Annotated in this window: 17 protein-coding genes; 1 reads left to right on the top strand and 16 read right to left on the bottom strand. The window is 28.1% G+C overall.

Features of this window, described 5'->3' with window-relative positions; all coding sequences use genetic code 11:
- Positions 1–65 precede the first annotated feature (65 nt).
- Genes BT997_RS03520 through BT997_RS03505 form a run of 4 tightly spaced genes read right to left on the bottom strand, consistent with a single transcriptional unit; the run spans position 66 to position 2,004 of the window.
- Complete coding sequence (locus BT997_RS03520) at positions 66–929, bottom strand: polyprenyl synthetase family protein (RefSeq protein WP_072680056.1); 864 nt, start codon at positions 927–929, stop codon at positions 66–68.
- Positions 930–932: 3 nt separating this feature from the next.
- Positions 933–1,253 (bottom strand): YbaB/EbfC family nucleoid-associated protein, encoded by a 321-nt coding sequence (locus tag BT997_RS03515; protein WP_072680055.1) that lies wholly within the window; start codon positions 1,251–1,253, stop codon positions 933–935.
- Entirely contained in the window at positions 1,246–1,629 is a 384-nt protein-coding gene (panD, locus tag BT997_RS03510; RefSeq protein ID WP_072680054.1) for an aspartate 1-decarboxylase, read from the bottom strand. Before panD ends, BT997_RS03515 begins: the two co-directional genes overlap by 8 nt.
- Positions 1,630–1,641: 12 nt before the next feature.
- On the bottom strand, positions 1,642–2,004 hold the full coding sequence (locus BT997_RS03505) for a ferredoxin (RefSeq protein WP_072680053.1): 363 nt from the start codon (positions 2,002–2,004) through the stop codon (positions 1,642–1,644).
- 154 nt (positions 2,005–2,158) lie between these two features.
- Between BT997_RS03505 and BT997_RS03500 the strand changes: the two genes are divergently transcribed.
- Entirely contained in the window at positions 2,159–2,689 is a 531-nt protein-coding gene (locus BT997_RS03500) for a peptidylprolyl isomerase (RefSeq protein WP_072680052.1), read from the top strand.
- Between the two features lie 24 nt (positions 2,690–2,713).
- On the opposite strand, the gene BT997_RS03495 is transcribed toward BT997_RS03500, so the two are convergent.
- The 12 genes from BT997_RS03495 to BT997_RS03440 form a co-directional block, all read right to left on the bottom strand.
- A complete protein-coding gene (locus BT997_RS03495; RefSeq protein WP_072680051.1) occupies positions 2,714–4,090 on the bottom strand; it encodes a response regulator in 1,377 nt (458 codons plus the stop codon).
- Entirely contained in the window at positions 4,090–4,482 is a 393-nt protein-coding gene (locus BT997_RS03490; RefSeq protein ID WP_072680050.1) for a response regulator, read from the bottom strand. The genes BT997_RS03495 and BT997_RS03490 overlap by 1 nt, the downstream gene beginning before the upstream one ends.
- Positions 4,483–4,496: 14 nt before the next feature.
- Positions 4,497–4,994 (bottom strand): chemotaxis protein CheW, encoded by a 498-nt coding sequence (locus BT997_RS03485; protein WP_072680049.1) that lies wholly within the window; start codon positions 4,992–4,994, stop codon positions 4,497–4,499.
- Positions 4,995–5,004: 10 nt separating this feature from the next.
- Positions 5,005–5,400, bottom strand: coding sequence for a PAS domain-containing protein (locus BT997_RS03480; protein WP_072680048.1), 396 nt, complete (start codon positions 5,398–5,400; stop codon positions 5,005–5,007).
- An 11-nt stretch (positions 5,401–5,411) separates the two neighbouring features.
- Complete coding sequence (locus BT997_RS15765) at positions 5,412–5,993, bottom strand: methyl-accepting chemotaxis protein (protein WP_375537750.1); 582 nt, start codon at positions 5,991–5,993, stop codon at positions 5,412–5,414.
- A 706-nt stretch (positions 5,994–6,699) separates the two neighbouring features.
- A complete protein-coding gene (xseA, locus tag BT997_RS03470) occupies positions 6,700–7,887 on the bottom strand; it encodes an exodeoxyribonuclease VII large subunit (RefSeq protein ID WP_072680047.1) in 1,188 nt (395 codons plus the stop codon).
- Between the two features lie 25 nt (positions 7,888–7,912).
- Positions 7,913–8,623: a bifunctional demethylmenaquinone methyltransferase/2-methoxy-6-polyprenyl-1,4-benzoquinol methylase UbiE gene (gene ubiE / locus BT997_RS03465; protein ID WP_072680046.1), complete on the bottom strand. Its 711-nt coding sequence runs from the start codon at positions 8,621–8,623 to the stop codon at positions 7,913–7,915.
- Between the two features lie 155 nt (positions 8,624–8,778).
- The gene (locus tag BT997_RS03460; RefSeq protein WP_143145150.1) at positions 8,779–9,018 is read right to left on the bottom strand and encodes a hypothetical protein; all 240 of its coding nucleotides are present in this window, start codon (positions 9,016–9,018) and stop codon (positions 8,779–8,781) included.
- A 5-nt stretch (positions 9,019–9,023) separates the two neighbouring features.
- Positions 9,024–9,815, bottom strand: a complete 792-nt coding sequence (locus BT997_RS03455; protein WP_072680044.1) for an AAA family ATPase — start codon at positions 9,813–9,815, stop codon at positions 9,024–9,026.
- A gap of 19 nt (positions 9,816–9,834) precedes the next feature.
- Entirely contained in the window at positions 9,835–10,464 is a 630-nt protein-coding gene (locus BT997_RS03450) for a 3-methyladenine DNA glycosylase (RefSeq protein WP_258239416.1), read from the bottom strand.
- A gap of 1 nt (position 10,465) precedes the next feature.
- On the bottom strand, positions 10,466–11,278 hold the full coding sequence (locus BT997_RS03445; protein WP_072680042.1) for a TIGR00282 family metallophosphoesterase: 813 nt from the start codon (positions 11,276–11,278) through the stop codon (positions 10,466–10,468).
- Positions 11,279–11,599: 321 nt separating this feature from the next.
- Positions 11,600–12,724 (bottom strand): NAD(P)/FAD-dependent oxidoreductase, encoded by a 1,125-nt coding sequence (locus BT997_RS03440; protein ID WP_375537749.1) that lies wholly within the window; start codon positions 12,722–12,724, stop codon positions 11,600–11,602.
- Between the last annotated feature and the right edge of the window lie 5 nt (positions 12,725–12,729).

Genomic DNA, 12,729 nt, shown 5'->3' with positions numbered 1-12,729 from the left:
TTTTATTAAATTTTAGATTAATTGTCAAGTAATTTGAGTATATTTGACTAAAGTTGTATATTTGATTAATTTTTATGTCTATATAAATATTTTAAAAGTAATTCAGTTAATGATATTTTTAAATTTTCATCAAATGCATTTAGGCTATTTTCACATTTTAATGCTAATTCATCAGCTGATTTAATTGCACCATTAAGACCTAAAAGATTTACAAAAGAATTCTTCGATTCATCATTTTGAGTTGTTTTACCAGCTTCTTCTGTAGTTTGTGTTTCATCTATAATATCATCTTGAATCTGGAAAAGTAATCCAATATCAATTCCAAAATTAAAAAGTTTTTCTTGTATATTTAAATCATATTCTGAAATTATTGCACCCATTTTCAAAGATGCTGCAATCAATTTTGCTGTTTTATGAATATGTAAAAATTCTAACTGATTAAGTTCAAGTTTTTGATTCTCAAAGAAACAATCAATTGCTTGACCAATTATCATTCCATCAATTCCACCATTTATACTTAAAACTTTTATTAGTTCTACTTTAATATCATTATGTAATGGTGCTTGAACAATCTGATTAAATGCTTCTGTGTTTAAAGCATCACCCACTAAAATTGCTGTTACTTCATCATATTTTTTATGTAAAGTTTCAAAACCCCGTCTAAGATCTGCATTGTCCATTGAAGGTAAATCATCATGTACTAAAGAGTATGTATGTAACATTTCTAAACCAAGAGCTACAGGATATGCATTTGGTACTAATAAAGATTTATTTGATTTTACAACAGATAATAAAAGCATAGGTCTAAATCTTTTACCACCAGCTTTTAACATATCGCCTAAGGCATCTTCAAAATAAGGGTGAAAAGTTTTTGATTGTGGAAGATTATTTAAAAGATAATCTTCAAATGAAGTTAAAAGTTCTCTCATTCTTTATTTTTGTCCGAATGAACCTAGTCCACCCATCATATTCATAGCCATCATTTTTTTATTTTCATCAGATTGTTTAATCACATCATTCATTGCAGATATTAATAAAATTTGTAAAGAGTCTTTATCTTCTAATAAAGAATCATCAATTTGTAAATCAATTACTTCTGAGTTTCCATTGATTGAAATTTCAATCATTCCTCCACCAGCTTTTGATGTAAAAACTTGTTCTGCATTTTTTTCTTTTGCTTTATCAGCCATTTCTTGGACTTGACCCATTACATCATTCATATTGATTTTACTTAAGTCAATTCCCTCAAACATGATCACTTCCTACTAATTCATTTGTAATCATCTCAATATTGTTTTCATCATCAACAATTACAACTGTTGGTAAATAATTTTCCAACTCTTCCTCAGAATAAGATGCATAAGATATTACGATAATCTTATCACCAATTTCTACTTTTCTAGCAGCTGCCCCATTTAAGCACATATCTTTACTTCCTGCTTTTCCTTTAATTACATACGTAGCAAATCGTTCACCATTGTTTACATTTACAATTTCTACTTTTTGTCCAACCCTTATTTTTGAAGCAGTCATTAACTCTTCATCAATTGTAATTGAACCGATATAATTAAGATTTGCATCTGTTACAGTTGCTCTATGAATCTTACTATATAGCATATCAAATGTCATATATAACGTCCTCTACTGCGCTAAATTAACAGGCTCTCCCCAAAATTGCTCAGGAATTAAAAATTCTTGTACAGGGTTTCCGCCTATAATGTGTTCTTCTACAATTCTATCAATTTTTTCCTTAGATAATTGACAGTACATATGATGTCCTGGTTCTATTAACATAACAGGTCCCATTTGACATCTCCCTAAACAGGATGTTCGTATAACTTGAACTGGTCCCATTAAACCTTTTTGCATCATTCCTTGAGCTAAGTGATTAAATAAATCTCTTGATTGTTCAGTAACACATGACGGTTTAGGCATACCAGGAGGTGAGCTTTGCTCACATTTAAAAATATAAAAAGTTGGTTGCGGTATAGCTGGCATTTCCATTGAATTTTCCCTTTATTATCTAATACTAAAGATAATTTTTGTTTGAATTTTAACAAATATTTATTAAACTTCACTAAAAATAGTTTTTTAATAAGTTTTTAAAACCATACATAATATACTATTTTCCAAAAATTTTATATAAAAAAGGTGAATTATGAAAAAGATATTGTTTATTTTGTTTTCTTTTGTGTTACTTTTAGAAGCAGCAAACCCTACTGCTGTTGTAAAAACAACACAAGGTACTGTAGAAATTGAATTAAGACCAGATTTAGCTCCAAAAGCTGTTGAGAATTTCGTAACACATTCAAAAAATGGTTATTATAATGGGTTGATTTTTCACAGAATTATAAAAAACTTTATGATTCAAGGTGGAGATCCAACAGGAACAGGAAGAGGTGGTGAATCTATTTGGGGGAAACCGTTTAAAGATGAGTTTGCACCAAATGCAGTATTTGATAAACCAGGTATTTTAGCTATGGCAAATGCTGGACCAAATACAAATGGTAGTCAATTTTTTATTACAACTGTACCTACATATTGGCTAAATGGAAGACATTCAATTTTTGGTTTTGTTACAAAAGGAATGGATATTGTTAAAAAGTTAGAGAATGTTCCTACATCAGGACAATCAAGAGGAAATAAACCTTTAAGAGACCAAAAAATTATTTCAATAGAAATAAAATAAAACTATAAGTATTTTTGGAAGAAGTTATCTTCCTCCAAAAAGCTTACTCATCATACTTTTATCGCCATGTTCAATGATTTTTTTCTCTAATTTTTCAATTTTCTTAGCTTCATTTTTTGCTTTTTCTTTCCAATAATTAAGCTTTTGAGATATTGCTTCTGCATTTTCTACACCATCAAGTTTTTCTGTTATTGAAGCTAATTCTTGTTCTAAATCATCAATTTCAACTTCATAGTTTACTTTTATTTGTTTACACACTTTTTCGTGTTCTTCTTTTATATTTTCTAATCGAGAATTTAATCTTTTTACTTCTATTCTTAAATCTGCATTTTCTTTAGATAATTTCTTTGAATTTGAATATTTATCATTCATATAATCTGAGTCTTTTTTATATTGTTTTAACTCTGTTCTTAATCTTTTATTTTCTATTGTATATTTTTCAGCAGTATAAATATATTTATCTTTATCTACTTTTATATTTTGTACTTGTTTTTTTGCATTTAATACTTCATCTTTTAAAGAAGTAATTATATTTTGTAGCTCTGCAGTATTTTCTTTACTTTTTATAAAGATTTCACCTTTGTCTTTTATAAGTGAAGATTGAACTTCTCTTCTTTTATTTACTTCTTTAGTTTCATCTTTTTGAATCATTAAACAACCAGTAACTTCTCCTGCATCATTTAATGTACTTATTGTATTAGTATTAGCAATATAATAACTTCCATCTTTTGTAATATTTTTAAATTGTCCACTAAATTGCTTATTATTTAATACACTATTATATAGTTTTTTATAAACTTTTGGATCGGTATCTTTATGCTTTAAAACTATTAATTCTTTTCCTATTAACTCTTTTTTATCAAAACCAGTTATTTCACAAAAAAGATCATTTACAAATGAAATTTTCATGTTTTTGTTTGTACGTACTACTATATTATTACTATATAAAATATCTTTATATTTTTTTAGTTCTTTATTTTGTTGATTTAATAAAAAGTCATGATAAAGGATTGTTGCTAAATCTGCTAAAACTGTCATCAGTTTTCTAATATCAATTGGTTTAATGATATATTCAAAAACCTTTAGTTTTATAGCACCACTTAGAAATTCATTATCTGAATAAGCTGTAGCAAAAATAACGGGAACATCTTTATCAAATACTCTAATTTTTTCAAGCATTTCAATACCAGTCAAGTTAGGCATATTAATATCTGCAATAATTACATCAATATCATTTTGTTTTTCTTTATATAATTCTAGTCCAGCTTTCCCGTCATCTGCTGTATAAACATTTTCGAAAAAATTTGAAAGTAAATTCGAGAGTTCATTTCTAACACTTGCATCATCTTCAACATATAATACTTTTAATCTTTTTAATAATTTTTTATCAACTGTAGCCATTATTTCTCTATATCTAAGCTTGTTAACAATTCTATAAACTTTATAAAATCAAAAGGCTTTAATAAGTATTCTACAACACCTAAATCTTTTGCTTTATTTAAGTAATCTAGCTCTGTATGTGCAGACATTATTATAATAGGTAATTTAATACCTCTTTTTTGTATTTCTTTAATCATATCAAGACCATTCATTATAGGCATATTAATATCTGTAATAATTACATCAATATCACTATTTTCATCAATAAGTTTCAAAGCTTCTTGACCATTACATGCTGTCAAAAAATTAGCATCTAATTTTGTTAAAGTATCTGTAATAATCTCTATTAAATCTTCTTCATCTTCTACAAAAAGAAGCTTTAGAGCTTTTAGCTTTTCTATTTTCTCTTGCATATGACTTCTTAGTTTTAATTTTTTAACTCGTCTTTATGAACAACCGATTCTATATCCATTATAACTAACATTTGATTATTTGCAAGTCTTACAAAACCTTTTAAATATTTTGCTGGAATTGCAGAACCCATATCTGAAACAGGTGCTAATGTTGATGTATCTAATCTTTGAACATCATCTACTTTATCAACAACTATTCCAATCATTCTTTTATCTTCAGTAATTACCGCAATAACTGCTGTATTATCATTATATATTGCTTCACCTGTATTAAATTTAATTCTAATATCTAATATAGGTACAACTTCACCTCTTAAATTAATTAAGCCTTTTACCCATTTTGTTGTATTAGGTAAGGTAGTAATTATTTCAGGATAAGTAAGAATTTCTCTAATTTTTGGCAATTCAATTGCGTATTTCATCTTACCTAATTCAAATGTCATAAACTCACTTGTATTAGCATAATCAATTATCTCTTCATCAGTATGGTTATTAATATTGTTAGTTTCCATTTATTTACCTTTATTCTTTATTCCATTGAGCATAAAGCTTTTCTGCTTCTTCTATATTTTCTTGAGAGGGTTTTCTTCTACAAGAAAGATAACCTTTAGAACCATCACAACTTTCAAAAGGATAAACTGTTGCATAAACCCAATAATATCCACCAGACTTAGTTGCATTTTTAACATACCCTGTCCAAATTTCACCAGCTTGTACTGTATCCCAAAGTGATTTAAATGCTTTACTTGGCATATCAGGGTGTCTTACCATGTTATGTGGTTGTCCCATTAGTTCATCTAAACTATACTCTGCGATTTTACAAAAATCTTCGTTTGCAAAAGAAATTATACCTTTTTCATTTGTTTCACTAACTAAGAATGCGTACTCATCTAAAACTGTTTCTTGTCCTGCTGCCATCTCTTACTCCCTTAGTTAAATTTTTTGCTTTGTGCATCTGCAACTAAATCATTAGACATTACAGATACTTCATTTGCGATTGATTTTACTTGATTAGCTTCAGAAGCATTTTCTTGAGTGACTCTATCAAGCATTGTCATTGCATCGTTGATTTGTTCAATTCCCGTCATCTGTTCTTTAGAAGCAGCACTAACATCATCAATAATATGAATAGTTTCACCAATATGAGTATTTAATTCTTCATACCCTTTTATCATTTCATCAGAAATTTTCTTACCTTGATCTGCTTTTGTATTTGCGTCTTCTACTAAGTCTTTAATCTCTTTTGCAGCTTCAGCTGACCTTGCTGCTAGATTTCTTACTTCTTGTGCAACAACAGCAAAACCTTTTCCTGCTTCACCAGCAGTTGCAGCCTCAACTGCGGCATTAAGTGAAAGAATATTTGTTTGAAATGCAATTTGATCAATCACATTAATAGCTTCATTAATCGCCGTTACTTTTTCATTTATTTCATCCATAGAAGTAGCTGTTTTTGATGCAAGGTCTTGTCCTGTATCAACTGAAGTAGTAACTGTTTGACCTAAAGTCGACATTTTTGAAGCATTTTCTGCATTATTTCTAGTAATTGAAGTAATCTCTTCAAGTGCAGCGGCAGTTTCTTCTAAAGAAGCTGCTTGCTCATTTGCTTTTGCAGCAAGATTATTCATTGAATCAGTCATTGTGCTTGAATTTTGTTCTAGTGTTTGTCCATTTTCTAAATTGTTTTTGGCAGAAGTACTTAGTGTTTGTCCTAAAATATTCACACTCTCCATAACTAGAAGTAATTGCTCTTTTAGGTAAGGTTGGATTTCTATTTGCTCTCTAAAATCATCATTTGCATAGTTTTCAAGAGTTTTAACTAATGATCCCATACTTCCTTCTAAACTATCCAACATTTTATTTACAGTAGTTTTTAATGTTCTAACCATTGGATTAGTTGTAGTTGATTTAATTCTACATTTAAAAATACCTTGTTCAATTTTATCAGCAGTTAGTACTATTTCACCAATTACTTTCATATCATTTTTAATTTGAACATCGGTCTGTTTAATTTGTTCATTCCATTTTTTAAACATCATATCTACTTTTTTATTACCAGTAGACTCCACATAGTCGAATTTATTCTTTTTATAACTCATATATTCAACCATTTGTACAAAATAATTATCAATCATTTTAAGTTCTCTGTCAGAAATTCCACCAAACATCACAAGCCTTTTTCTAGATTTTATATATTTTATCGAGTATAAACTTAAATTATTATTGTTTTTTGATATTATTTATTATGCAAGAAACTATTGTTTTTGGGCTTTGAAGTGTTATATTATCATTAATTTCCACTTCTTCTAAGTCAATTATTTTATTATTTAAAGAAATTTGAGCATATCCACTTTTTTCTTTTTTATTAGGATTATTTGATTCAAAAGAATCTTTTAAAATATTTATTCTATTTTGATTTGTATTAATTATCTGATTGAAATAATTTTTATAACTCTGTTTTAAAATATTTATTTGCTCATTTATAAAATTAAATTTTGAATCTATTGAGTTTTGTTCAAAGAGTTTAAATATATTCTTTAAATCACTATCTTTATGTATTAGTATATTTTTAAGCCTATTTTGGAAATCTATATTTAGAGTATCAAGATACTGTCTGTGTTCATTTATATCAGGAAGGGCTATTTCTATAGCATTTGATGGAGTAGCAGCACGTACATCTGCAACAAAATCAGAAATTAAAAAATCCACTTCATGTCCAACTGCAGAGATTATTGGTTTTTGTGATTCAAAAATTGCTGTTGCTACAATTTCTTCATTGAAAGCCCAAAGATCTTCAATACTTCCCCCACCTCTAGCTACTATAATCAAATCTACATTTAATGTATTTACATATTTTACTGAATTTACTATATCAAACTTTGCATCTTCTCCTTGAACTAAAGTTGGAACAATAAGTAGTTCAACTAAAGGCCAACGATGATTTGCAACTTTTTTCATATCTTCAATTGCAGCTCCAGTAGGTGAAGTTACAAGAGCTATTTTTTTAGGATATTTTGGAAGAAGTTTTTTATACTCAGAATTAAAATATCCTTTTTCTTGAAGTTTCTTCTTTAACTGCTCGTAGGCTAAAGCTAAAGCCCCTTGACCTGAAGGCTCAATTTTATTACATAAAAGTTGATAATTTCCTCTTGGCGTATAAACTGTAATAGTCCCAGTTATAACTATCTTTTGTCCAACTTCTAGTTGAAATTTTAGATATTTTGCATTTCCTCTAAACATAACACAAGATATAGTAGAATTCTTGTCTTTAATTGAAAAATAAATATGTCCAGAATTATGATAAGTTAAATTTGAAACTTCACCTTCAACATAAACGTTTATAAATGTAGTTTCAAGTAAAGATTTTATTTGAGTATTTAAAGTTGAAACAGAAATTGCAGAATTCAAAAAAGTCCTTTACGTAGCTAGAGAATTAAACTTTTCTAGCTATGATTAAAGTAGATATTTTCATTGAAAAAGCTTGTGTATGAATTGGCTCAAGACCTGCTTGTCTTAACTCTTTACAAAGATTATCAGTAGTTAAAAATTCATCAATTGAATTTGGTAAATAAGTGTATGCTTCTTTATTTTTTGAAATTAATCCACCTAAAGTTGGTAATACTTTATTCATATAAAAATCAGTTACATGATCTAAAGGATTAGTTTTTTCATTTTTTGTAAACTCTGAAATTACAACTAAACCATCTTTTTTAAGTACTCTTGCAAATTCATCAAAAGCTTCTTGTCTTTGTACTACATTTCTAATTCCATATGAAATAGAGATGATATCTGCACTATCATTGTCAAGCGGCATTTGTGCTGCACCTGCTTCTACAAATTCTACATCAGGTAGCTTCTTTTTTGCAACATCCATCATACCAACACTTGGATCTACTCCAATGACATTTTTTAAATTAATACCATTTGATGTAGCAATTTTTTGCCAGAATTCAATCATATCACCTGTTCCACAAGCAACATCAACAATTCTATCTAATTCATTTTTACCATAAAAGTTGTATGCTAAATTACAAGCTTTATTTCTCCAAGATTTATCAATTCCCATACTAAGAACTCTATTTGCTATATCATAAGTTCCTGCAATATCATTGAACATTGATACAATTTTTTCTTGTTTACCCATATATTCTCTTCCTTAAAAAATGTCCCATTCTTGAAAGGACCTTATATTTTATATCTACTTTTTAACTGCGGATATAAAATCCACTTAAAAGTAGCCTGTTCTTAAACTCTCTTTGAGAAAATCCTAAAGTGCTTTAAGAATAAAGCTTTTTCTTTTTATAATAAATACTTACCAACAAAAAGACCACCAATAAAACCTATATTTAACATGATTATTAAATATAAATATTTTATTTTGCTCTCTTTTTCGGGTAATTGTTTTAATACTTTTTTTTGTTCTATTAGTGAATCATCTAAATTTCTTCTTGCATAATCAATATTATCAAACGAATTACGTAAACTAAGGTCAGCTAGTTCAAGTCTTTCTACAATATCTTTTGCTTCTTTAAAAGTCATATCACTCATTTTTTAATATCTAGCCATTGGTCTAAGTCATAAAATATTTTATTTAAAGTACCTAAAACATAATCTTTTGCTTCTGTTTGAATTCTTCTAAAAAACAGAAACTTCCTAGCACTTTCTAAATCACCAAGTTCTTTTGCTTTCATAGCTTTTTTAGCAAAATCAGTGTTGTTATATGCCATTTCCCAAACAGTACTTCCAAGATATCTACTCATTGTGATAACTTTATCATTTTTCACGGCAAAATATTTTGGGTCTTTTACAAAATCACAAAGTACAGAATTACTATCTAAATATTTATGTCCAAAAAAGTTAATAAATTGTTCTTCTATATATTCTGGTTCCATAGAAATAGCACGATTTAGAGCAAATAAAATGTTTTCTTCTGGATTTTGTTCTATTTTTTTGATTTTTTTCATAGTTGCTATTGCATTTTTTCCATCAAGTTCACCATCACCTAAAGGGATAATCCACTTAACATTTCCAAATGAACCAACTTTTTTTATCTCTTCAAGAACTAAAGATGAAGTTTTATTTCCACCAACATCAACAATTATTTCATGGTTATCATCCATTAAAATAAGTTCATCAAGTTCCGTAAGTCTATTAGTTCCTAGCATTCTCTTATCACAAATTTCAGTTCTTGTAAAAGATTGACTATCATTGTTTTCATCATCAATTTCAATGTAAGTTACTTTTTTACCATGTTTTTTAAATAGGTATGGAGCAATTACTTGCATTGCAACAGTTGATTTACCAACACCACCTTTTGTTTGTGGAATAATTATCATTTCTTAACCCTCATGATACTCATAGTTTATTACTCTTCATAAATTCGATAATCTTACCGTGGAATCTACAATAAAGTTTGTTTAAAGATATTTCAAACCCATAAAGTTTAGATATTTTATCGAAGTTTTCATTAATTCCATATTCACACCAAGCTTGTAAATCTTCATAGTTCTCAAACTCAAATCCAAAGTGTTTTACTAACCTTTGTGTATATTTATCAACTACCATAAACTCTTGATGGCAAGCATAACACAAAATTGCATCAGCAGTTTCAAGTCCAATACCTTTTTGTTCTAACAACCACTCTTTTGATACATTTTCACAAAAGTTTTCAAAAGTTATAAATTCATCAATTATATTTTTTGCTAACTGTTTTAATCTTACTGCTTTTTGATTTTTAAACCCACTAGGAGTAATTGCTAAAATCAAAACTTCTAAGTCAATATCTATTAATTTTTGAAAAGATAATAAATCAAGTTTTCGTAAGTTTTCTAAAGATTTTTCAACATTTGTCCATTTTGTATTTTGAGTTAATATTGCACCAATTAAAATTTCAAAATCACTTGCACTTGACCACCAAAACTCAGGATGACCTTCAAGTAGATTTTGATTTTTTAAAAATTCTAAAAGCTCATAGCTATTAGAAATATTAGTCGGCAATTGCATCTGTTTTTATAAGTTCTTGTTTATTACAAAGTTTTTTTAATTTAAAACTATTTACTGCTCGACCTTCTTCAATATCTGTAACCATTATTTGAAGAATAGATTTACATGCATTTGGAACTTCAAAATGTCCACCTAATCCAGTAGTAGCTTTAGCAATTGGAACTTTTTTATCCATTCCAATTACATTATCTCTACAACCAGTAAGTCCAATATCAGTTAAATATGAAGTTCCATCCATAATTTGTAAATCATCTGTTCCAACATGGGTATGAGTACCACAAATAGAACTTACTTCACCTTTTAACATCATAAAAATAACTCTTTTTTCACTTGTTGCTTCTGCATGAAAATCAATAAATATATTTTTAATATCTTGTTCTTTTAATTCATCTACAAGTTTTCTAGCCCAGTTAAAAGGGTTTTCAACTGTTGGCATTGCAAACTGTCCCATTAAATTTATTACAGCTAATTTTTCAGAACCAACTTCAAATATTTTTAATCCAGAACCTGGAATTCCAGCAGGATAATTATCTGGTCTTAATACATTTTCCGTTTCTAAAAGTGCAAACATCTCTCTTTTTTTATCAAAAGAGTGATTTCCACCTGTTATTACATCTATTCCTGCTTTTAAAAGTTCATCACAATTTTTTGTTGTCAGTCCAAAACCATGACTTGCATTTTCACCATTTGCAATTACAAAATCAATGTTATATTCTACTCTAATTTTAGATAGGTTTTCTTTTATGATTTTTCGGCCAGGACGACCAACAATATCTCCAATAAATGCGATTCTCAACTATGTTCCTTAAAAAATGTCCCATTTTTTAAGGGACCAATATATTTTATGTCTACTTTTTATCAGAGGATATAAAATCCTCTTAAAAGTAGCAAAACTCTAAAGAGAGTAACGAGTTACTCTTGTTATAAATCGAATTGTATCTAGTGTATGATTAGGGTTTACTTTCTTTTCTCTCTTTTTTAGTCTTCAAAATATTTCTTAACATAAGTAAAGCAAAGAAAATTGCAATTATCAAATTTATGATTGCGATACTTATATCTCCTGCTTCATAAAAATTGTAAGCAAGAGCAAAACAAATAACAGAGATAATTAAACACACTAAGCTAAGCCTTTTGCACAAACAAAACCTTGTGCAAAATAGAGCTGAAAATTGTATCCACCTAATTCACCAGTTATATCTAGACACTCACCTAAAAAATATAAATCTTTCTGTTTTAAACTTTCAAAAGTTTCTTGATTTATTTCGTCTGAATTTATTCCACCACTTGTGACTTCTGCTTTTGTATATCCAAAAGTTCCTGCAGGAGAAAACTCATAATTTTTTAAAACTTTTAATTTCTCTTTTTCTTCATTTAATAAAGAACTAACAGGTTTATCTTCTAAGCAGATTGAATTTAAAAACTCTATCATAAATCTTTTAGGAAGAGGGAAAGCTGTACTTATCTTTTTATTTCCTTTTAAAAAGTTTTCAAATTTTTTCTTTGGAATAAAATCAATACTCATTTTTCCTTTTTGCCAATAAAGAGAAGAGTTTAAAATAACAGGGCCAGAGCAACCTTTATGTGCAAAGAGTAATGATCCTTCAAAAGTTTTATCTCCTACTTTAGTTTCAACCATACAAGATAAACCACTTAAATTTTTAAACCAAAATTGGTCTTTTTGTACTGTAAAACCTACAAGTGCAGGTTTTGTTTTTTCTATTGTATGTCCAAATTTAGAAGCAATATCATAAGCTATAGATGAAGCTCCTAATGATACATAAGATAATCCACCACTTGCTACTACAACTTTTTTTGCTTCTATTGTTTGTTTATCTGTTTTTATTTTGAAGAAATTTTTATATTCTATATCTAATACTTTTGTATTTAAAAACTTTTTTGTATGAGTAGTAAGCTTTTCAAACATAGATATTACTTCTTTGGAACTATTACAAAAATACGTTCCTTTTACAATCTTAGGATTTACTTTTGGATAAACCCCATTTTCATTTAAAAAATTTAATAAATCTTTATTTGAAAAACCTTCTAGAGTATTTTTTGTAAATTCTTGATTTCCTAAATAGTTTTTTTCACTTACTTTTTCGTTTGTGATATTGCACTTTGCTCCACCAGAAACTTTTATTTTTTCACCAATTTTAGAGTTTGATTCAATTATACAAATTTTTTTATTTTTAACTCGTGATGCGAACATCAAACCACTGGCCCCTGCTCCTATAACAGCAATATCGT

The sequence above is a fragment of the Arcobacter sp. LA11 genome, from assembly GCF_001895145.1.
GTDB lineage: Bacteria > Campylobacterota > Campylobacteria > Campylobacterales > Arcobacteraceae > Halarcobacter.
Note: the sequence above shows the minus strand (reverse complement) of the source record. Positions and strands in the feature narration are given on the sequence as shown.

What these genes read in the sequence shown, in the direction of transcription:
- BT997_RS03490 (WP_072680050.1), bottom strand. Translation starts at nt 4,482, where the DNA reads ATGCAAGAGAAAATAGAAAAGCTAAAAGCTCTAAAGCTTCTTTTTGTA.
- BT997_RS03515 (WP_072680055.1), bottom strand. Translation starts at nt 1,253, where the DNA reads ATGTTTGAGGGAATTGACTTAAGTAAAATCAATATGAATGATGTAATG.
- BT997_RS03495 (WP_072680051.1), bottom strand. Translation starts at nt 4,090, where the DNA reads ATGGCTACAGTTGATAAAAAATTATTAAAAAGATTAAAAGTATTATAT.
- panD (WP_072680054.1), bottom strand. Translation starts at nt 1,629, where the DNA reads ATGACATTTGATATGCTATATAGTAAGATTCATAGAGCAACTGTAACA.
- BT997_RS03505 (WP_072680053.1), bottom strand. Translation starts at nt 2,004, where the DNA reads ATGGAAATGCCAGCTATACCGCAACCAACTTTTTATATTTTTAAATGT.
- BT997_RS03520 (WP_072680056.1), bottom strand. Translation starts at nt 929, where the DNA reads ATGAGAGAACTTTTAACTTCATTTGAAGATTATCTTTTAAATAATCTT.
- BT997_RS03500 (WP_072680052.1), top strand. Translation starts at nt 2,159, where the DNA reads ATGAAAAAGATATTGTTTATTTTGTTTTCTTTTGTGTTACTTTTAGAA.
- BT997_RS15765 (WP_375537750.1), bottom strand. Translation starts at nt 5,993, where the DNA reads ATGTCGACTTTAGGTCAAACAGTTACTACTTCAGTTGATACAGGACAA.
- BT997_RS03480 (WP_072680048.1), bottom strand. Translation starts at nt 5,400, where the DNA reads ATGGCAGCAGGACAAGAAACAGTTTTAGATGAGTACGCATTCTTAGTT.
- ubiE (WP_072680046.1), bottom strand. Translation starts at nt 8,623, where the DNA reads ATGGGTAAACAAGAAAAAATTGTATCAATGTTCAATGATATTGCAGGA.
- BT997_RS03455 (WP_072680044.1), bottom strand. Translation starts at nt 9,815, where the DNA reads ATGATAATTATTCCACAAACAAAAGGTGGTGTTGGTAAATCAACTGTT.
- BT997_RS03485 (WP_072680049.1), bottom strand. Translation starts at nt 4,994, where the DNA reads ATGGAAACTAACAATATTAATAACCATACTGATGAAGAGATAATTGAT.
- BT997_RS03460 (WP_143145150.1), bottom strand. Translation starts at nt 9,018, where the DNA reads ATGACTTTTAAAGAAGCAAAAGATATTGTAGAAAGACTTGAACTAGCT.